Below are 19,639 nucleotides of genomic sequence, written 5' to 3'. Positions count from 1 at the left end.
CGCTATCGGATAAGCAAAACCGCAGTCCAGGCTGCGGTTTTGCTTTTTGGGGGCGAGCCCAGACGGTCTGGCTCGCGCTTCAGAGGGAGGTTCAGCGGTAGATCTGCGCCGTGGCGTGATAGTTGCCGTCGATACGCTACTCGATAATACGAAAGGCGCTGGCGCCCTGGGACTGGGCCTTGGCCGCCAGCTGCTGATCGATATCGGCGATGGAGCCGCCCAGCCCGCTGACCGAGATAACGCCGATCGGCTGCAGGCAGCAGGCCTGAGCCGTCGTAATTTCATGGGCTGGGAGCTGGGCAGCGGCGGTGCCGAACGAAAGGGCGCAAAGGGTAGCCAGCGTGGCGATAGTCTCTTTAATTTTCATTGTGTTATGCCTCTATTGTGACGTGGTGTCGTCGTAAAAATGTGATGTGCATCTCATCATCGAACATAGCACAATAACATCATGAATTAATATCACACTAATTATTTGTTGTGTTATTTTACCGCTGCGTATGGAGTGGATAGATCATAATGCGCTAAAAACGGCCTAAAAAAGATACAGATATAAAAAACTAAATAAATAATAGATGGTTATCTTTATTTGGCGAAAAATGCGATTTACGCGGCGCAGGGCGGCGATGCGCGGTAGGGACCCTGAGAAGAAAGCCCGCGGGCGGGCTTTATAATGACATATGGCGGGGCGATTGCTGCCTGCAGCGGTGATTACAGCTCTTGTTCAAACAGCGCCAGAATGGCTGCATAAAGCTGTTCGACGGCAAATCCTTTGGCGGGCGTGGTAAAAATGGTGTCATCGCCGGCGATGGTGCCCAGAATTCCCTCAGATTTCCCCAGTGAGTCGAGCAGGCGAGCGATCAGCTGTGCCGCGCCGGGGCTGGTATGGATAACCACGATGGCGTCGTTGTGATCGACGTCGAGCACCAGATTCTTCAGCGGGCTGCTGGTGGTGGGAACCCCGAGTTCGGCCGGTAGGCAATAGACCATTTCCATTTTGGCATTGCGCGTCCGTACGGCGCCAAACTTGGTCAGCATACGCGATACTTTGGACTGATTGATATTGTCGAAGCCCAGCTCCTGCAGCGCCTGCACGATCTCTCCCTGAGAGCTGAATTTTTCTTCCTTGAGCAGCGCTTTGAATGCCTTGGTCAGGTCTTCTTGTTTGGTCGTGTTTCGCATTCTTCACCGTAAGGTAGCTATAGACCTCGTTATTATGCGTATTCGTGAATTTTTATGCAATTTAGTCTGTAAATATCCGTGTCATTCGCGCAGGGCCGGCGCAAACGGCGTAAAGCGGACGAATCATAACGCCGTCACCGCGCGTGGATCGGGAAAAAGAGAGCGAACGCACGGAAAAGGTAAATGAAATGTTATTAGTATGATGTTGTTGTAATGTAAAATACAGCGTGGATGTAACGCAGGCGTAATCCGAGGTAAAGTATGCGCGGATTTCACGCACAAATTATTGCTATATCTTTCATCAATAAGTCATTTTTTCTAGAAATCTTGCAGCAGAGCATGGAATTAGTGTGTCAGCTCGCAATCTGAGTGTTAACAGATTGTTTTTTATAAAGTGATCTACTAATGTGCGTAGTAATGCATTCACGGCATTCTCCATTTAAATAGTAACAAGGAGTATAGAATGAAAGTTGCGGTTCTCGGCGCAGCGGGTGGCATCGGCCAGGCGCTCGCTCTTCTGCTTAAGACTCAGCTGCCTTCAGGTTCAGAACTCTCCCTTTACGATATCGCCCCGGTGACGCCGGGCGTCGCCGTTGATCTCAGCCATATCCCTACGGCGGTCACGGTGCGCGGTTTCGGTGGTGAGGATGCCTCTCCCGCCCTGGAGGGCGCGGATATCGTGCTGATTTCTGCCGGTGTGGCCCGTAAGCCCGGGATGGATCGTTCCGATCTGTTCAACGTTAACGCCGGTATTATCCGTAACCTGATCGGACAGGTTGCGCGTACCAGCCCGGGTGCTTGTATCGGTATCATCACCAACCCGGTGAATACCATGGTGCCGATTGCGGCTGAGGTGCTGAAGAAGGCGGGGGTATATAACCCGAACAAACTGTTCGGCGTGACGACGCTGGACATCATCCGCTCCAACACCTTCGTGGGTGAACTGAAGCACCTGGATCCGGCAACGCTGGATATTCCGGTGATTGGCGGTCACTCTGGCGTCACGATCCTGCCGCTGCTCTCTCAGATCCCGGGCGTCAGCCTCAGTGAACAAGAGGTAGCTGATCTGACCAAGCGTATTCAGAACGCTGGCACCGAGGTGGTAGAGGCTAAGGCCGGTGGTGGATCGGCGACGTTGGCCATGGGTCAGGCGGCAGCGCGTTTCGCACTGTCGCTGGTACGGGCGATGCAGGGCGATGAAAACGTCGTGGAGTGCGGCTACGTAGAGAGCGACGGCGAATATGCCCGCTTCTTTGCGCAACCGCTGCTGCTGGGTAAAGAGGGGCTGGTACAGCGCCTGAATATCGGCACACTGAGCGCCTTTGAACAGCATGCGTTGGAGAGCATGCTGGAGGTGCTGCGTAAAGATATCGCGCTGGGCGAAGACTTTATCAATAAGTAAGTCTGAGCGTGAGCCCGAGAAAACCGCAGGCATCGCCTGCGGTTTTTTTGTATCGGTAAGCGTGCGCGGAGGGCCGCGGGGCGGATGAGTGGGCGTGGCTCAGCCCTTTTTGACCGAGGTTGCGTCGCGTATTAGCCGTTTGCGATCCAGCAGTTCATGGGTGACGGGATCGTAGTAACGGCTGGGCCAGATCTCGCAGGGATGGATATTGAGGGCCTCAGCGATCAGCCATTCGCCTTTGGGCCAGGGACGCGTCAGGGCGTTGGCCAGCGTCGAGCTGGACAGACCGGCGTTGCGCGATACCTGAGTGAGCGTCAGCCTGCGCTTGTGCAATGCGGCAATGATCTCTGCCGGGTGCCAGTCTTCCGGGAGCGTTTTTTTCATCGGTGGTTTCCTTATCACTGAAAGTACCTTCATGGCGCCTGCTTAAAAAAACTCCTCGGTACTATCTGAAAACCTCTTCTGCTTTTCAATTGCTTTCTAACTAATGCGATTAATAGAAAGTTAAAATTGTGATGGTGGCTGCAGCGCCACATGCAAAAAAAAAGCGCCCGCAGGCGCTTAGACTCGATGGAACCCGCTTAGAAACTGCGGTTGACGGCCAGGTTCGCCAGCCCAATCAGAGCTTGCTTATGGGGGCTGTCCGGCAGCGGTGCCAGGGCGGCGATGGCTTTGTCGGCCTCTTCTTCTGCCCGGCTGCGGGTGTAGTCCAGCGAGCCAGCCTGCTGCATGGTTTCCAGCACCGGCTCCAGCAGATGACGGCCATTGCCCTGCTCGATCGCCTGACGGATCATCGCGGATCGCTCGGCGGATCCGTGGTGCATGGCGTGCAGCAGCGGCAGGGTTGGCTTGCCCTCATTGAGATCGTCACCGGTATTCTTGCCCAGCGTCTTTCCATCGGCATCGTAATCCAGCAGATCGTCGATCAGCTGAAATGCGGTGCCCAGATAGCGTCCATAGTCCTGTAGGGCCCGCTCCTGTGCGGTATCTGCCCCGGCGAGGATTGCCGAGCACTGCGCCGCCGCCTCGAACAGACGGGCGGTTTTGCTGTAGATCACCTGCATGTAGTTTTCTTCGCTGATATCGGGGTCATTGACGTTCATCAGCTGCTGTACCTCGCCCTCCGCGATGACGTTGGTGGCCTCCGACATCAGCGCCAGGATGCGCAGCGACTCCAGGCTGGTCATCATCTGGAAAGCACGGGTATAGATAAAGTCGCCGACCAGTACGCTGGCGGCGTTGCCGAAGGCCGCGTTGGCGGTGGCTTTACCGCGGCGCATATCCGATTCATCCACCACGTCGTCATGCAGCAGCGTGGCGGTGTGGATAAATTCGATCAGCGCGGCGATGGTGACGTGGCGATCGCCCTGATAACCGAGGGCGCGCGCGGCCAGTACGGCGATCATTGGGCGGATCCGCTTACCGCCGCCGCTGATGATGTAGTAACCAAGCTGGTTGATAAGCGCGACGTCCGAATTTAACTGGTGAAGAATTTTTGCGTTCACATCCGCCATATCCTGCGCGGTTAACTCAGTAATTTGTTCTAAATTCATTGTTTTATTTCAACTGTGTATGGATGTCCCGCCAGGCGGCAGCCCTTGCCAGGCTGCCATGGGCAGCCAACTATAGTATGATTGTACTTGAAAAATGATTTAGATAAACGGCGGGGAGAAAACTGTGCTTTTTTTCTTCTTTTCTCCTGATTCTACCCTTGTCTTCTGAATGATTTTTGCGTAGAATTCGCGCCCTATTGTGAATATTTATAGCGCGTATCGGACTATGAGCCATGCGTGCGGAAATGCGGAGTTTTATATGTACGCGGTTTTCCAAAGTGGTGGTAAACAACACCGAGTAAGCGAAGGCCAGACCGTTCGCTTGGAAAAGCTGGACATCGCAACTGGTGAAACTGTTGAGTTTGACCAGATTCTGATGGTCGCTAACGGCGAAGACATCAAGATTGGCGTTCCTTTTGTAGCTGGCGGTAAAGTTAAGGCTGAAGTTGTTGCTCACGGTCGTGGCGAGAAAGTGAAGATCGTCAAGTTCCGTCGCCGTAAGCATCATCGTAAACAGCAGGGTCACCGTCAGTGGTTCACTGACGTGAAGATCACTGGTATCAGCGCTTAATTTTAGGAGAGCGGATTAATGGCACATAAAAAGGCTGGCGGCTCCAGTCGCAACGGTCGCGATTCCGAAAGCAAACGCCTGGGCGTAAAACGCTTCGGCGGTGAATCAGTTCTGGCAGGCAGCATCATCGTTCGTCAGCGCGGTACCAAGTTCCACGCTGGTAGCAACGTAGGTTGCGGTCGTGACCACACTCTGTTCGCTTTGGCTGACGGTAAAGTTAAGTTCGAAGTTAAAGGCCCGAAAAACCGTAAATTTATCAGCATCGTTGCTGAATAAGTTTTTCGCGTCCTGAATGATGTAAGGCCCCGCAATACTTTGCGGGGCTTTTTTGCGTTATGAAGACAGAGAGGGACAGGGGCGTCCATGGAGAGTAAACAGAGTGCGGCTCTGGGTATCGCGTTGGCGCTGACGACGGCGATTTTCTGGGGTGCGCTGCCGATCGCGATGAAGCAGGTTCTGCCTGACATGGCGCCTGAGACCATCGTTTGGTACCGTTTCTCCATGGCGGCATTAGGGCTGGGCAGCGTGCTGTGCCTGCGCGGTCAGCTGCCGCCGCTGCGCGTATTTCGACAGCGTCGCTGGCTGCTGTTGCTGTCCGTTGCTACGGCGGGGCTGCTGGGGAACTTTATCCTGTTTAGCACCTCGCTACAGTATTTGAGCCCAACCACCTCGCAGGTGATTGGGCAGCTTTCGCCGGTCGGTCTGATGTTCGCCAGCGTACTGGTGCTGAAAGAGCGGATGCGGCCTGCGCAGGTGATTGGTGCGGTGCTGCTGATCGGTGGGCTGCTCCTGTTTTTTAATAACAGCCTGGCGGAGATTTTTACCCGTCTAACGGACTACACGCTGGGCGTGTTACTCGGGATGGCGGCGGCCGGGGTCTGGGTATGCTATGGCATCGCCCAGAAAGTATTATTGCGTCGCCTGGCCTCGCAGCAGATCCTGTGTCTGTTGTATGCTTTATGTGCGATCTGCCTGTGGCCGTTAGCGCATCCGGGCCAGATTTATCAGCTGAGTGGCTGGCAGCTGCTGTGCCTGTTGTTCTGCGGGGTCAATACACTGGTCGGCTACGGCGCGCTGGCCGAGGCCATGGTGCGCTGGCAGGTAGCGAAAGTGGGGGCGATCGTGACGCTGACCCCGCTGTTTACCCTGATGTTTTCTGACGTTTTGGCGTTAGCCTGGCCGGAAACCTTTATGACGCCCAGCCTGAATACGGTGGGGTATATCGGCGCTTTTGTGGTGGTTGCCGGCGCCATGTTTTCTGCGATTGGCCACCGTTGGTGGCCGCGCCAGCGCGCATAAACCGGATTGCCATCGGGCGGTCCGGTCACTGATTTACGGAGACAGTAAATGAAATTTGTAGATGAAGCCGTGATCCACATCGAAGCAGGTGATGGTGGCAATGGCTGCGTCAGCTTCCGCCGCGAGAAGTATATCCCGAAAGGGGGACCGGACGGCGGCGACGGCGGCGACGGCGGTGACGTATACCTGCTGGCCGATGAGAACCTGAACACGCTGATTGACTATCGCTTTGAAAAGTCTTTCCGCGCCGAACGCGGCCAGAATGGCCAGAGCCGTGACTGTACCGGTAAACGTGGCCAGGATGTGACGATTAAGGTCCCGGTCGGCACCCGGATAACGGACGTCGATACCGGCGAGGTGCTGGGCGATATGACGCGCCACCAGCAGAAGTTGATGGTCGGCAAAGGGGGATGGCATGGCCTGGGCAACACCCGTTTTAAATCCTCTGTTAACCGTACGCCGCGCCAGAAAACCAACGGAACCCCGGGGGATAAACGCGATCTGAGCCTGGAGCTGCTGCTGCTGGCCGACGTCGGCATGCTGGGGCTGCCCAACGCCGGTAAGTCCACCTTTATCCGCGCGGTCTCTGCCGCCAAGCCGAAGGTGGCTGACTATCCGTTTACCACGCTGGTGCCAAGCCTGGGCGTCGTGCGCATGGACAGCGAGAAGAGCTTCGTGGTGGCGGATATTCCGGGGCTGATCGAAGGCGCATCGGAAGGTGCCGGTCTGGGGATCCGTTTCCTGCGTCATCTGGAGCGTTGCCGAGTGCTGCTGCACCTGATCGATCTCGCGCCGATCGATGAGTCCGATCCGGTCGAGAATGCCCGGGTGATCATCGGTGAGCTGGAGAAGTACAGCGAGAAGCTGTCTCAGAAGCCGCGCTGGCTGGTGTTCAATAAGGCTGACCTGCTGGCGCCGGAGGAGGCGAAGGCGCGCGCTCAGGCTATCGCCGATGCGCTGGGCTGGGAAGGAGAGCACTATCTGATCTCTGCGGCCAACCGCGAAGGGGTGAACGCCCTGTGCTGGGATGTGATGAACTTCCTGGAAGCCCATCCGCGCGAAGCGGAAGTGGAAGAAGAGAAAGAGAAGGCCAAGAAAGCCGAGTTCATGTGGGATGACTACCATCGTGAACAGCTGGAGCAGGCTGAAGCCGAGTGGGAAGAGGAAGAGGATGATGACTGGGATGAAGACGACGACGAAGGCGTCGAAATCATCTATCAGCGTTAATCAATCCGCATGTAATACCGGGGCTGCCTGTAGGGCAGCCCTTTTTTTAACCGAATTCTTGCGGCGTCAGCGGCAGACGGCAGCAGGCATTGAGGCCTGGCCCCGGGCGGTTATTGCGTAGAGTGAGCTGTCCCTTGTGCAGCTGCAGGATGCGCACCACTATATTTAGTCCCAGGCCGCTGCCGCCGAAGCGCCGATCAAGGCGGTGGAAGGGCTCGGTCAGCTCGCTGGCCCGCGATTCATCGATACCGGGTCCGCTGTCGATGACCTGTAGAATGCAGCCGTGCCTGTCCGCGCTCAGCGTAACCCGCAGGAGAATATCGCTGCCCTCGGGGCTGTAGCGGTGGGCATTCTCCACCAGATTACGCAGCATCAGGCGCAGCAGCATCGCATCGCCGTGCATCGGTAGCCGTGACGGCGTCTCCAGCCGCAGGTGCTGTCCGCGCAGCGCCAGCATCTCGCTCAGCTCGTTGCGCTGGGCGAGCACCACCTCGCCTATCAGCTCCAGCTGCGGACAGTGGCCGCTGGCAAAATTCTGTCCGACGCGCGACAGCATCAGCAGCTGCTCGACCGTGTGCATCAGCTGATCGATGCGCTGCACTAGCGTAGTGGCCTCCGGCACGCCGCTCTGCTCCATCAGCTCAAGGTGTAGGCGTACGCCGGCGAGAGGGGTGCGTAGCTCGTGTGCGGCATCGGCCGTGAACAGACGCTCCTGGCGCAGGGTGTGCTGCAGGCGGCTAAATAGGTGGTTGAGGGTACGGGTGATCGAGGTGATCTCCGTCATACTGCTGTCGATATCGATAGGCGTCAGGTTACTGGGCGACCGTTTCTCTAACCGTGCCTGTAGCTGGTTAAGCGGGCGGACTATCCAACTGACGGCCAGCCAGGAGAGCAGCAACGTGACGGTCATCATCACCAGAGAGGGGATCAGCAGGGCGGCAATGGCTTCGCGGATCTCTTTGTCAACCTGCTCCGTGCGCACCTTGGCGCTGAGCGTTTCGTTAACCAGAAAGCTTATCTGCTCCCGGCTTTCGTGCCATAGCCACAGCGCGCTGACCAACTGGGTGACCAGCAGGATCAGCGCCAGCATGATCAGCAGCGTACGGCGCAGGCTGATCACAGGGTCTTCTCCAGGCGATAGCCGACGCCGCGCAGGGTTTTGATCCGGTTTTTCCCCAGCTTGCGTCGCAGGTTATGGATATGTACCTCCAGCGAGTTGGAGCTGAGCTCATCTTGCCAGGAGTAGAGATCCTGCTGGAGAACTTCGCGGCTGATAGTCTGCCCTGCGCGCATCATCAGACGTGCCAGGATAGCGAACTCTTTGGGGGTGATCTCCAACGCTAGGCCGCCGCAGTTGACCTGCTGGCTGGAGAGATCCAGGTGAATATCGTCGACCTGCAGAACGTTGTTGCATAGTCCCTGCATGCGGCGGATCAGGGCGCGGACGCGCGCCATCAGCTCGGCTAGCGCGAAAGGCTTAACCAGGTAGTCATCGGCGCCAGCGTCCAGCCCGTCGACCCGATCGCTGACGGTGTCGCGGGCGGTCAGGATCAGCACCGGTACGTCGATACCCTCGCGCCGCCACTGGCGCAGTGCGCTGGCGCCGTCCATGCCGGGCAGCCCCAGATCGAGGATGATCAGGCTGTAATGACTGCTTTGCAGCAGCGCGCTAGCGCCCGCCGCGCTGTCCGCACAATCACAGGCATAGTTTTCTCGCGTCATCGCCTGGGCCAGTCCCTGCTGGATCAGGGTATCGTCTTCCACGATCAGAATTTTCATAGCGGCCCGTCAGTTATTGCGGTAAATATCGCGGTACAGGCGGCTCTCAAAGCGAACCAGCGGCTGACGGCGGGTCCGCTGATCCTGCGGTGGAACCGCATAGCCGGACAGGTACTGCACGAAGGCCATACGCTGTCCGCTGGCGGTGGTGATGAAACCGGCCAGGTTATACACCCCCTGCAAGGAGCCGGTCTTGGCGGAGACCTTGCCGTCAACGCCCGCTTCGTGCAGACCGCCGCGGTACTGCAGCGTTCCGTCGTAGCCGGCCAGCGGCAGCATGCTGATGAAGTTCAGCTGGCTGTCATTTTGGGCGATGTACTGCAGTACCGCCATCATGGTTGCCGGGGCGATCAGGTTATGGCGCGACAGGCCAGAGCCGTCGACCACCACGGAGTTGCCCAGGTTGACTCCCGCCTTTTTGCGCAGGATCTGACGCACCGCATCGGAGCCGGCGCGCCAGGTGCCGGGCACGTTAAAATAGCTGTGGCCAATGGTACGAAAGACGGTATCGGCAATCATGTTGTCCGATTTTTTTAACATCACGCGCAGCAGATCGTGCAGCGGCGCGGACTGGGTTTGCGCCAGAACGGTGCCCTGCGGGGATACCTGGGTTTCCCGGCGCAGATGGCCCGCAATATCGATGTTGGCCTGCTGCAGCTCGTCTTTGACGATGGCGCCGGCGTAGGCTGCGCCGTCCTGTACGGCGAAGGCCAGCGGCAACGGGTCGGCGCGCTGGGTCAGGCAGCCGGTCAGGGTGTAGCGGTTGAGTTCGCCCGGGACGACGTCCAGCTCGCAATAGGGGGCCTCCGCAGAGCCGCGAGCCAGGGTCTTAACCTCGCTGAACATGTGCACCGGATAATAGGATGCGACGCGGATAAACGCGCGATCGCCGGCTTTCGGGGCGCTGTACAGCGAGATGGAGAAGCAGTTGCGATCGACGATGGCGGCGGCCGGTGGTGCGCTGAAACACTGGGTCAGATCGTTCCAGGGCCAGCCGGGGGCTTTGTCATGGCTGGCAAACACCGAGGTATCGATGAGAATATCACCGCTGATGCGCGTGACTCCCTGTTTTTTCAGGGCGGCGACCATGTTGCGGATATTCTGGCGGCGCAGCGTCGGATCGCCGTCAAAGCGTACGATGAGGTCGCCGTTTAGGGTGCCTGCGCTGATCTGCCCACGGGTTTCAAAGGTGGTATTAAAGCGGAAGTCCGGCCCCAGCTGTAGCAGCGCCGCCAGCGCCGTGATCACCTTCTGGGTGCTGGCGGGCAGCGCCATTTGCTGGCCGTGATAGTCGATGGTCGGCGTGGTTGAGCCGACTTTTTGCACCATCAGTGCCAGATTGGTGCCTTCTGGCAGATATTGGGCATAGTCTTGCACCGGTGTCGCTTGGACGCTGAACACCAGTGCACAGGCCAGTCCACTCAGTAATCGTGAAAATCGCATAGTTCCGCGGAAGCCGATAAGTGAATCGAATAAGTAACGTGCCTGTCATACTAAGGCTCAATGTGGGTCAAAGTAAACGATGATACTTCGCTGACTCTAGGCTAGAATGGCCGACAAAAGACAGCATAGTGCCTGACCGGGATCGCCGTTCTGGTCAGGTTTCTTTTGTATGGCGCCGGGTCGGACGGGTGCTCCCCGTGCCGTGGCTTTCGGGCGCCGACAAAGCAGATTTCGAGGTGACTAAAACAATGAATCAGATTCCGATGACGTTGCGTGGTGCAGAGAAACTGCGTGAAGAGTTAGATTTTCTGAAGGGAACCCGTCGTCCGCAGATCATTGCGGCCATCGCCGAAGCGCGCGAGCACGGCGACCTGAAAGAGAATGCGGAGTACCACGCCGCGCGTGAGCAGCAGGGTTTCTGCGAAGGCCGCATTCAGGAGATCGAAGCCAAACTGTCCAATGCCCAGGTGATTGACGTGACCAAGATGCCCAACAACGGCCGGGTTATCTTTGGAGCCACCGTCAGCGTGGAGAATCTGGATACGGAAGACCAGCAGACCTACCGCATCGTGGGCGACGATGAGGCGGACTTCAAACACAATCTGATTTCGGTCAACTCGCCGATTGCGCGCGGTCTGATCGGGAAAGAAGAGGGTGATGTGGTGACGATTAAAACGCCGGGCGGTGAGGTCGAGTACGAAATCCTGAAGGTTGCGTATCTCTGATAGGTTACCCGCGCTGCGTCCCCGTCCGTGCAGCAGCGTGCCCGCCAGTGTAAAGATAGGAAAAGGCCGCGCTGCGGCCTTTGCGTTATGCTGAGAAAGCACGTCTTTTTGTGTTATATCTTTTCTTTATACGAAAAGAGATTAACGGGGTAAACTGATCTTGCGTTCTTCGCTCGGGCGGTAAATCACCAGAATGTTACCGATCAGCTGAACGTTGCACGCACCGGTTTCACGGACGATGGCGTTGGCGATCAGGGTTTTGGTTTCGCGCTCTTCAGCGGCGATCTTTACCTTGATCAGCTCATGGTGCGCCAGCGCCTGTTCAATTTCTGCGAGCACCCCTTCGGTAAGGCCGTTCGCGCCGAGTTGCACAACAGGCTTCAGCGAATGGGCCAAGCTTTTCAGGTGCTGTTTTTGCTTGTTAGTCAGATTCATCGTCTTTTTTGCTTAGGTTGGGATTGAAAACGGTACATTCTAGCGCCATCTCAGCATTATCACCAAATCGGTCTTGCGCCGCCTCGGTGTTTTCAAAGCAGATGAACCTGTGATTTAGTGAGTATTCAAGATGGGTAAAAAACGTTCGGCCAGTTCGAGTCGCTGGTTACAGGAACATTTTAGCGATAAATATGTGCAGCAGGCACAGAAAAAGGGGCTGCGTTCGCGCGCCTGGTTTAAACTGGACGAGATCCAGGGCACGGATAAGATCTTCCGGCCAGGCATGGCCGTGGTAGATTTGGGTGCCGCTCCCGGGGGATGGTCACAGTATGTGGTCACACAAATCGGCGATAAAGGCAGGATAATTGCATGTGATCTTTTGCCTATGGATCCTATCGTCGGCGTCGATTTCCTCCAGGGGGATTTTCGTGATGAATTGGTGCTGGGCGCACTGATGGAGCGGGTTGGCGATGCTAAGGTTCAGGTGGTGATGTCGGATATGGCGCCGAACATGAGCGGCACGCCGTCTGTAGATATTCCGCGCGCCATGTATCTGGTTGAGCTGGCGCTGGAGATGGCCAAAGATGTTCTGGCACCCGGCGGTAGTTTTGTGGTGAAAGTCTTTCAGGGAGAGGGGTTTGACGAGTATCTGGGCCAGATACGCTCCCTGTTTACGAAGGTTAAGATTCGTAAGCCGGATGCTTCGCGCGCGCGTTCGCGGGAAGTATACATCGTAGCGACAGGGCGGAAACTGTAGTACCCTAACGCTGTTTGTTAACACAGTTGTAAAAAGAGGTTAATCCCTTGAGTGACATGGCGAAAAACCTAATTCTCTGGCTGGTCATCGCGGTCGTGCTGATGTCGGTTTTCCAGAGCTTTGGGCCCAGCGAATCAAATAGCCGTAGAGTGGACTATTCGACGTTCCTGACCGAGGTTAACCAGGATCAGGTGCGCGAGGTCAGTATCGACGGGCGTGCGATTAACGTTACCAAGAAGGATGGTAACCGTTATACAACCTATATCCCGATTAACGATCCTAAGCTGTTGGATTCCCTGTTAACCAAGAATGTAAAAGTGATCGGTGAGCCGCCGGAAGAGCCGAGCCTGCTGACCTCCATCTTTATCTCCTGGTTCCCGATGCTGTTGCTGATCGGGGTGTGGATCTTCTTCATGCGCCAGATGCAGGGCGGCGGCGGGAAAGGCGCCATGTCGTTCGGCAAGAGTAAAGCGCGCATGTTGACGGAAGACCAGATCAAAACCACCTTTGCCGATGTGGCCGGCTGCGATGAGGCCAAAGAGGAGGTGGGTGAGCTGGTGGAGTACCTGCGCGATCCGAGCCGTTTCCAGAAGCTCGGCGGCAAGATCCCCAAGGGTATCCTGATGGTGGGGCCGCCGGGGACCGGTAAGACCCTGCTGGCTAAAGCCATTGCCGGTGAGGCCAAGGTTCCGTTCTTTACCATTTCCGGTTCTGACTTTGTGGAGATGTTCGTCGGCGTCGGCGCCTCGCGCGTACGCGATATGTTCGAACAGGCCAAGAAGGCGGCGCCGTGCATTATCTTTATCGATGAGATCGACGCCGTGGGCCGCCAGCGTGGCGCAGGCCTGGGCGGCGGCCACGATGAGCGTGAGCAGACCCTGAACCAGATGCTGGTCGAGATGGATGGCTTTGAGGGTAACGAGGGGATCATCGTTATCGCTGCAACCAACCGTCCGGACGTACTGGACCCGGCGCTGCTGCGTCCCGGCCGTTTCGACCGTCAGGTGGTGGTAGGCCTGCCGGACGTACGTGGCCGTGAGCAGATCCTGAAGGTGCATATGCGCCGCGTTCCGCTGGCGACCGATGTTGATGCGTCGGTTATTGCGCGCGGTACGCCGGGCTTCTCCGGTGCCGATCTGGCTAACCTGGTCAACGAAGCGGCGCTGTTTGCCGCCCGTAACAACAAGCGAGTGGTGTCGATGGTCGAGTTTGAAAAGGCCAAAGACAAGATCATGATGGGGGCGGAGCGCCGTTCCATGGTGATGACCGAAGCGCAGAAAGAGTCGACGGCGTATCACGAAGCCGGACATGCGATCATCGGCCGCCTGGTGCCAGAGCACGATCCGGTGCATAAGGTCACCATCATCCCGCGTGGTCGTGCGCTGGGGGTGACCTTCTTCCTGCCGCAGGGCGACTCCATCAGCTACAGCCGTCAGAAGCTGGAGAGCATGATCTCCGTGGCCTACGGCGGCCGCCTGGCTGAAGAGCTGATTTACGGCACCGAGCACGTTTCTACCGGCGCCTCGCAGGACATCAAGCAGGCGACGACCATCGCCCGTAACATGGTGACCCAGTGGGGTTTCTCCGAGAAGCTGGGGCCGCTGCTGTATGCGGAAGAAGAGGGCGAGGTGTTCCTCGGTCGCTCCGTCGCCAAGACCAAACACATGTCCGATGAGACGGCCCGCATTATCGATCAGGAGGTCAAGGCACTGATCGAGCATAACTATCAGCGTGCCCGCCAGCTGCTGGTCGACAATATGGATATCATGCATGCCATGAAGGATGCGCTGATGAAGTATGAGACCATCGATGCGCCGCAGGTCGATGATCTGATGGCGCGTCGCGAAGTCCGCCCGCCGGCCGGTTGGTTGGACGAGCAGGCCAATCGCCAGGCGCAGGCCCAGCAACCGGCGGCACAGCCTACCGCTGCGGAGCCGGTCGCGCCGGTCGCGCCGGCCGCGGATAGCGACGCCGCGCGCAGCGATGACGATCGGCATAACGACGGCGAAAAGTAATTACGCCGTCGCGTATGAAAACCCCGGCTTGCCCGGGGTTTTTTTTTGCGTTCCAATAACGCATGATTTTTCTTTTGCACAGGTGTCATCGATGCTGCTTAGGTCACGTGAACTCACCCTGAATCTCAACTATCCCCAGGTGATGGGGATCCTGAACGTCACCCCCGACTCGTTTTCTGACGGAGGGCGTCATAACGCGCTGGATGCCGCGCTGCGACACGCAGAGTCGATGATCGTCGCAGGGGCGACCATCATCGATGTGGGCGGGGAGTCGACGCGGCCCGGCGCGGCCGAGGTGAGCGAGGCAGAGGAGCTGGCGCGGGTGGTGCCGGTAGTGGAGGCGCTGGCGCAGCGTTTTGAGGTCTGGGTCTCGGTCGATACCTCCAAGGCGGCGGTGATCCGCGCCTGTAGCGCCGCCGGGGCCGATATGATTAACGACGTCCGTTCTCTGAGCGAGCCGGGGGCGCTGGCGGCGGCGGCGGAGAGCGGCCTGCCAGTCTGCCTAATGCATATGCAGGGCGAGCCGAAGGGCATGCAGCATAGCCCCCACTACAGCGATGTGGTGGCGGAAGTGGACGCTTACCTCAGCGCGCAGATCGCGCGCTGCGTGGCCGCCGGGATCGCCCGGGAGCGGCTGCTACTCGATCCCGGCTTTGGCTTCGGTAAGAACTTGACGCATAATTACCGCCTTCTGGCTAACCTGGCGCACTTTCATCACCACGGTCTGCCGCTACTGGTGGGAATGTCGCGTAAGTCTATGGTCGGACAGCTGCTGAATGTGCCCCCCGCGCAGCGGGTGGCGGGCAGTGTCGCCTGTGCCGTGATCGCCGCCATGCAGGGGGCACAGATTATCCGCGTGCACGACGTACGTGAAACGGTGGATGCCATGCGCGTGGTGGAAGCCACGCTTTCAGCAAAGGAATAATAAAGAGATGAGCGAACGTAAATATTTTGGTACCGATGGCATTCGCGGCAAGGTGGGCAGCAGCCCGATCACCCCGGATTTCGTCCTGAAGCTGGGCTGGGCCGCAGGTAAGGTGCTGGCGCGTCACGGTTCACGCAAAATCATTATCGGTAAGGATACCCGTATCTCCGGCTATATGCTGGAGTCCGCGCTGGAGGCAGGACTGGCGGCGGCCGGTCTGTCTGCCGCCTTTACCGGGCCGATGCCGACCCCGGCGGTGGCTTACCTGACGCGTACCTTCCGCGCCGAGGCCGGTATCGTTATTTCAGCGTCCCATAACCCGTATTACGATAACGGGATCAAGTTTTTCTCCATCGACGGAACCAAGCTGCCGGATGAGGTCGAGGCAGCGATCGAGGCCGAGCTGGATAAGCCCCTGACCTGCGTGGAGTCCGCCGAGCTGGGCAAGGCGAGCCGTATCGTTGACGCCGCCGGGCGCTATATCGAATTCTGCAAGAGCACCTTCCCCAACGCGCTGAGCCTGAGCGGCCTGAAGATCGTCGCCGACTGCGCCAACGGCGCTACCTATCATATTGCGCCGAACGTGCTGCGCGAGCTGGGTGCGGAGGTGATCGCCATCGGCACCTCGCCGGACGGGATGAATATCAACAAAGAGTGCGGGGCGACGGATGTCCGCGCGCTGCAGGCCCGTGTCCTGGCGGAAAACGCCGATCTTGGCATGGCCTTCGACGGCGACGGCGATCGCCTGATCATGGTCGATCACCGCGGCGACAAGGTCGACGGCGATCAGATCCTGTATATCGTGGCGCGCGAGGCGCTGCGCCAGGGTAAGCTGCACGGCGGCGTGGTCGGCACCCTGATGAGCAATATGGGACTGGAGCTGGCGCTGAAGCAGCTGGGGATCCCCTTCGCGCGCGCCAAGGTGGGTGACCGCTATGTGCTGGAGACGATGCAGGAGAAGGGATGGCGCATGGGGGCTGAAAACTCTGGCCATGTCATCATCCTCGATCAGACCACGACCGGCGATGGGATCGTCGCTGGCCTGCAGGTGCTGGCGGCGATGGCGCGCAACCATATGAGTCTGGCCGATCTGTGCAGCGGCATGACCCTGCTGCCGCAGGTGTTGGTCAACGTCCGCTTTGCCGGACAGTGCGATCCGCTGCAGGATGCCGCGGTGCAGCAGGCCTGCGCCGAGGTCGAGCGGCAGCTGGCCGGGCGAGGCCGGGTGCTGCTGCGTAAATCCGGTACCGAACCGCTGATCCGCGTCATGGTGGAAGGCGAGGATTTGCAACAGGTTACCGATCTGGCGAACGCCATTGCCGACGCGGTGAAGGCGGTCGGCTAAGGGCGAACAGACCGGCGGAAGCGCGCTTTTGCCGGTTTTTTCTCCAATCACGTCGGCGTGGAAAATTTACCCTTGCGCCCTCTAACGGCATTGGGTAGTATTCACACCCGCTTCAGTGGATGTTTTATCCATGGGTTCGATGGAAGCTTTTGACTGCGGATGGGCCGCAAGGAATCAGGTACGACTATGTATGAAGCTCTTTTGGTAATTTTCCTGCTGGTGTCTGTGGCGCTGATCGCCCTGATTATGCTGCAGCAGGGTAAAGGTGCTGACATGGGCGCTTCATTCGGCGCAGGCGCCTCAGCGACGCTGTTTGGCTCCAGCGGTACCGGTAACTTTATGACCCGTACTACGGGCATCCTGGCCACGCTGTTTTTCGTACTGAGCCTGGTGCTGGGCAACCTGAGCGGTCATCAGAGCAAGCAGGGCAGTGAGTGGGATAACCTGGGTCAGCCTGTGAAGACTGAACAGCCTGCGACTCCGGCAGCGCCGGCTACGCCGAGCAGCGATATTCCGAACTGATCGTACCCACAGAGTTTTGCCATGACGCGTTAGGCGTCATGGTGCCAAAATGCCGAGGTGGTGGAATTGGTAGACACGCTACCTTGAGGTGGTAGTGCCCAATAGGGCTTACGGGTTCAAGTCCCGTCCTCGGTACCAATCCTAGATATGTTGTTTTTTCTACGCTGTTAGAGTAGAATTCGCCACGATTCGGACGCGGGGTGGAGCAGCCTGGTAGCTCGTCGGGCTCATAACCCGAAGGTCGTCGGTTCAAATCCGGCCCCCGCAACCAATTTCCTTAAGTATCTGTTTTCAAATATACTGTTAGCGCAGAGCCTCGGGCCGCGAAGTATCATTTGAAAAATATACTTGCGAGACTGGCTTCGAATCCCGCTTGGCGGTATATAGGGTCCAGTTGCATAAAGCCCCGATTATTCGGGGTTTTTTGTTATCTGACAACAGAATCACTGGGCTATAAGGCCCTTTTTTTATGTCTTGGGGGTGGGCTTGTCCACATTAGAGCAAAAGTTAACAGAGATGATTACGGCGCCGGTAGAAGCCCTGGGCTTTGAGCTGGTTGGTATTGAGTTCATCCGTGGTCGCCATTCAACGCTGCGAATCTATATCGATAGTGAAGAAGGCATCACTGTTGATAATTGTGCTGATGTTAGCCACCAGGTCAGCGCTGTTCTTGACGTAGAAGATCCGATTTCGGTCGCCTATTACCTGGAAGTCTCCTCTCCGGGGATGGATCGCCCCCTGTTTACCGCCGAACATTACACCCGTTTTCTGAATGAGGAAGTGACGCTGGTACTGCGGATGGCGATGCAGAACCGCCGGAAGTGGCAGGGTATCATCAAGGCGGTAGACGGCGAGATGATTACGGTCACGGTTGATGGCAAAGATGAAGTGTTCGCGCTGAGCAATGTCCAGAAAGCGAACCTGGTACCCCACTTTTAACGTTCGGATGAGGCAACTAGGATGAATAAAGAGATTCTGGCTGTTGTGGAGGCCGTTTCCAACGAAAAGGCGCTGCCGCGCGAGAAGATTTTTGAGGCGCTGGAAACCGCGCTGGCCACGGCCACCAAGAAAAAATATGAGCAGGAAATCGATGTGCGTGTCGCCATCGATCGTAAATCCGGTGACTTCGATACCTTCCGCCGCTGGCTTATCGTTGACGAAGTGACCCAGCCAACTCGTGAAATTACGCTGGATGCGGCGCGTTTTGAAGATCCTGCGCTGGATCTGGGTGACTATGTAGAAGATCAGATCGAGTCAGTGACCTTCGATCGTATCACCACCCAGACCGCCAAGCAGGTTATTGTGCAGAAAGTGCGCGAGGCCGAGCGCGCGATGGTGGTTGATGCGTTTCGCGAGCACGAAGGCGAAATCGTCACCGGCGTAGTCAAGAAAGTTAACCGTGACAGCATCTCCCTGGATCTGGGCAACAACGCGGAAGCGGTGATTGGCCGTGAAGACATGCTGCCGCGCGAAAACTTCCGCCCGGGCGACCGCATTCGCGGCGTACTGTATGCCGTGCGTCCGGAGGCCCGCGGTGCGCAGCTGTTCGTCACCCGCTCCCGTCCGGAGATGCTGATTGAACTGTTCCGCATCGAAGTGCCGGAGATCGGCGAAGAAGTGATCGAAATCAAGGGCGCCGCACGCGACCCGGGCTCCCGAGCCAAGATTGCCGTGAAGACCAATGATAAGCGCATCGATCCGGTCGGTGCCTGCGTTGGTATGCGCGGTGCGCGCGTGCAGGCGGTTTCCAGCGAGCTGGGCGGCGAGCGTATCGATATCGTTCTGTGGGATGATAATCCGGCGCAGTTCGTCATTAACGCTATGGCGCCTGCCGACGTGGCATCCATCGTGGTAGACGAAGACAAGCACACCATGGATATCGCCGTAGAGGCCTCCAACCTGGCTCAGGCCATCGGTCGTAACGGCCAGAACGTCCGTCTGGCGTCTCAGCTGAGCGGCTGGGAGCTGAACGTGATGACGGCGGAGGATCTGCAGGCCAAGCATCAGGCGGAAGCCCATGCGGCCATCGATACCTTCACCAAGCATCTGGATATCGATGAAGAGTTCGCTACGCTGCTGGTCGAGGAAGGCTTCTCCACGCTGGAAGAGCTGGCCTATGTACCGGAGCGTGAGCTGCTGTCCATCGACGGTCTGGATGAAGAGACCGTCGAGGCACTGCGCACCCGTGCCAAGAACGCGCTGACGACGCTGGCGCTGGCGCAGGAAGAGAGCCTTGGCGACAACAAACCGGCGGACGATCTGCTCAATCTGCCGGGGATGGAACGCAGCGTGGCCTTTAAGCTGGCCGCACGCGGTGTATGTACGCTGGAAGATCTTGCCGAGCAGGGTGTCGACGACCTGACCGATATTGAAGGCCTGAACAATGAACAGGCGGGCGAGCTGATTATGGCTGCGCGTAATATCTGTTGGTTTGGCGATAGTGAATAATGAACTGTAGCAGG

Annotated in this window: 21 protein-coding genes and 2 tRNA genes; 15 read left to right on the top strand and 8 right to left on the bottom strand. The window is 57.8% G+C overall.

Annotated elements, in window-relative coordinates; all coding sequences use genetic code 11:
* Positions 1-136: 136 nt before the first annotated feature.
* Positions 137-367, bottom strand: a complete 231-nt coding sequence (locus tag QY76_RS00980; protein WP_045425419.1) for a YdgH/BhsA/McbA-like domain containing protein — start codon at positions 365-367, stop codon at positions 137-139.
* A gap of 341 nt (positions 368-708) precedes the next feature.
* On the bottom strand, positions 709-1,179 hold the full coding sequence (argR, locus tag QY76_RS00975; RefSeq protein ID WP_012847259.1) for a transcriptional regulator ArgR: 471 nt from the start codon (positions 1,177-1,179) through the stop codon (positions 709-711).
* A gap of 463 nt (positions 1,180-1,642) precedes the next feature.
* Between argR and mdh the strand changes: the two genes are divergently transcribed.
* Positions 1,643-2,581 carry a malate dehydrogenase gene (mdh, locus tag QY76_RS00970; protein WP_034162901.1) on the top strand — a complete coding sequence of 313 codons (939 nt, stop codon included), beginning with the start codon at positions 1,643-1,645 and terminating at the stop codon, positions 2,579-2,581.
* Between the two features lie 99 nt (positions 2,582-2,680).
* On the opposite strand, the gene QY76_RS00965 is transcribed toward mdh, so the two are convergent.
* Positions 2,681-2,965, bottom strand: a complete 285-nt coding sequence (locus QY76_RS00965) for a helix-turn-helix transcriptional regulator (protein WP_034162900.1) — start codon at positions 2,963-2,965, stop codon at positions 2,681-2,683.
* Positions 2,966-3,162: 197 nt separating this feature from the next.
* Positions 3,163-4,134 carry an octaprenyl diphosphate synthase gene (gene ispB / locus QY76_RS00960; protein ID WP_045425414.1) on the bottom strand — a complete coding sequence of 324 codons (972 nt, stop codon included), beginning with the start codon at positions 4,132-4,134 and terminating at the stop codon, positions 3,163-3,165.
* 259 nt (positions 4,135-4,393) lie between these two features.
* Between ispB and rplU the strand changes: the two genes are divergently transcribed.
* From rplU to cgtA, 4 genes are all read left to right on the top strand, one after another.
* A complete protein-coding gene (gene rplU, locus QY76_RS00955; RefSeq protein WP_005281302.1) occupies positions 4,394-4,705 on the top strand; it encodes a 50S ribosomal protein L21 in 312 nt (103 codons plus the stop codon).
* 18 nt (positions 4,706-4,723) lie between these two features.
* The gene (gene rpmA / locus QY76_RS00950) at positions 4,724-4,981 is read left to right on the top strand and encodes a 50S ribosomal protein L27 (RefSeq protein ID WP_012847264.1); all 258 of its coding nucleotides are present in this window, start codon (positions 4,724-4,726) and stop codon (positions 4,979-4,981) included.
* A gap of 87 nt (positions 4,982-5,068) precedes the next feature.
* Positions 5,069-6,004: a DMT family transporter gene (locus QY76_RS00945; protein ID WP_034162898.1), complete on the top strand. Its 936-nt coding sequence runs from the start codon at positions 5,069-5,071 to the stop codon at positions 6,002-6,004.
* Between the two features lie 48 nt (positions 6,005-6,052).
* Positions 6,053-7,231: an Obg family GTPase CgtA gene (gene cgtA, locus QY76_RS00940; protein WP_034162896.1), complete on the top strand. Its 1,179-nt coding sequence runs from the start codon at positions 6,053-6,055 to the stop codon at positions 7,229-7,231.
* Between the two features lie 46 nt (positions 7,232-7,277).
* Here cgtA and pmrB read toward each other — a convergent pair whose 3' ends face one another.
* From pmrB to dacB, 3 genes are read right to left on the bottom strand one after another with little or no spacing between them, the layout of a single operon-like run.
* Positions 7,278-8,351: a two-component system sensor histidine kinase PmrB gene (gene pmrB, locus QY76_RS00935; RefSeq protein ID WP_034162895.1), complete on the bottom strand. Its 1,074-nt coding sequence runs from the start codon at positions 8,349-8,351 to the stop codon at positions 7,278-7,280.
* Positions 8,348-9,010 carry a two-component system response regulator PmrA gene (gene pmrA / locus QY76_RS00930; RefSeq protein WP_045425411.1) on the bottom strand — a complete coding sequence of 221 codons (663 nt, stop codon included), beginning with the start codon at positions 9,008-9,010 and terminating at the stop codon, positions 8,348-8,350. Before pmrA ends, pmrB begins: the two co-directional genes overlap by 4 nt.
* A 9-nt stretch (positions 9,011-9,019) precedes the next feature.
* Entirely contained in the window at positions 9,020-10,453 is a 1,434-nt protein-coding gene (dacB, locus tag QY76_RS00925; protein ID WP_045425408.1) for a serine-type D-Ala-D-Ala carboxypeptidase, read from the bottom strand.
* Between the two features lie 248 nt (positions 10,454-10,701).
* Here dacB and greA point away from each other — a divergent pair, with 248 nt between their 5' ends.
* The gene (gene greA, locus QY76_RS00920) at positions 10,702-11,178 is read left to right on the top strand and encodes a transcription elongation factor GreA (protein ID WP_034162890.1); all 477 of its coding nucleotides are present in this window, start codon (positions 10,702-10,704) and stop codon (positions 11,176-11,178) included.
* A gap of 141 nt (positions 11,179-11,319) precedes the next feature.
* On the opposite strand, the gene yhbY is transcribed toward greA, so the two are convergent.
* Entirely contained in the window at positions 11,320-11,613 is a 294-nt protein-coding gene (yhbY, locus tag QY76_RS00915) for a ribosome assembly RNA-binding protein YhbY (RefSeq protein ID WP_012847271.1), read from the bottom strand.
* Positions 11,614-11,743: 130 nt separating this feature from the next.
* Here yhbY and rlmE point away from each other — a divergent pair, with 130 nt between their 5' ends.
* The 9 genes from rlmE to nusA all read left to right on the top strand — a co-directional run bounded on the left by rlmE (position 11,744) and on the right by nusA (position 19,625).
* Complete coding sequence (rlmE, locus tag QY76_RS00910; RefSeq protein ID WP_034162889.1) at positions 11,744-12,370, top strand: 23S rRNA (uridine(2552)-2'-O)-methyltransferase RlmE; 627 nt, start codon at positions 11,744-11,746, stop codon at positions 12,368-12,370.
* Between the two features lie 56 nt (positions 12,371-12,426).
* Positions 12,427-14,385 (top strand): ATP-dependent zinc metalloprotease FtsH, encoded by a 1,959-nt coding sequence (ftsH, locus tag QY76_RS00905; RefSeq protein ID WP_045425405.1) that lies wholly within the window; start codon positions 12,427-12,429, stop codon positions 14,383-14,385.
* Positions 14,386-14,476: 91 nt separating this feature from the next.
* Positions 14,477-15,310, top strand: a complete 834-nt coding sequence (gene folP / locus QY76_RS00900; RefSeq protein ID WP_034162887.1) for a dihydropteroate synthase — start codon at positions 14,477-14,479, stop codon at positions 15,308-15,310.
* A 7-nt stretch (positions 15,311-15,317) separates the two neighbouring features.
* On the top strand, positions 15,318-16,655 hold the full coding sequence (gene glmM, locus QY76_RS00895; protein WP_034162885.1) for a phosphoglucosamine mutase: 1,338 nt from the start codon (positions 15,318-15,320) through the stop codon (positions 16,653-16,655).
* 186 nt (positions 16,656-16,841) lie between these two features.
* The gene (secG, locus tag QY76_RS00890; RefSeq protein WP_012847276.1) at positions 16,842-17,177 is read left to right on the top strand and encodes a preprotein translocase subunit SecG; all 336 of its coding nucleotides are present in this window, start codon (positions 16,842-16,844) and stop codon (positions 17,175-17,177) included.
* Between the two features lie 51 nt (positions 17,178-17,228).
* A tRNA-Leu gene (locus QY76_RS00885) sits at positions 17,229-17,315 on the top strand.
* A gap of 56 nt (positions 17,316-17,371) precedes the next feature.
* A tRNA-Met gene (locus tag QY76_RS00880) sits at positions 17,372-17,448 on the top strand.
* 215 nt (positions 17,449-17,663) lie between these two features.
* Positions 17,664-18,116, top strand: a complete 453-nt coding sequence (gene rimP / locus QY76_RS00875; RefSeq protein ID WP_071844209.1) for a ribosome maturation factor RimP — start codon at positions 17,664-17,666, stop codon at positions 18,114-18,116.
* A 21-nt stretch (positions 18,117-18,137) separates the two neighbouring features.
* Entirely contained in the window at positions 18,138-19,625 is a 1,488-nt protein-coding gene (gene nusA, locus QY76_RS00870) for a transcription termination factor NusA (RefSeq protein WP_012847278.1), read from the top strand.
* Positions 19,626-19,639: the final 14 nt, after the last annotated feature.

It is taken from the genome of Edwardsiella sp. EA181011, assembly GCF_000800725.1.
Classification (GTDB): domain Bacteria; phylum Pseudomonadota; class Gammaproteobacteria; order Enterobacterales; family Enterobacteriaceae; genus Edwardsiella; species Edwardsiella anguillarum.
Note: the sequence above shows the minus strand (reverse complement) of the source record. Positions and strands in the feature narration are given on the sequence as shown.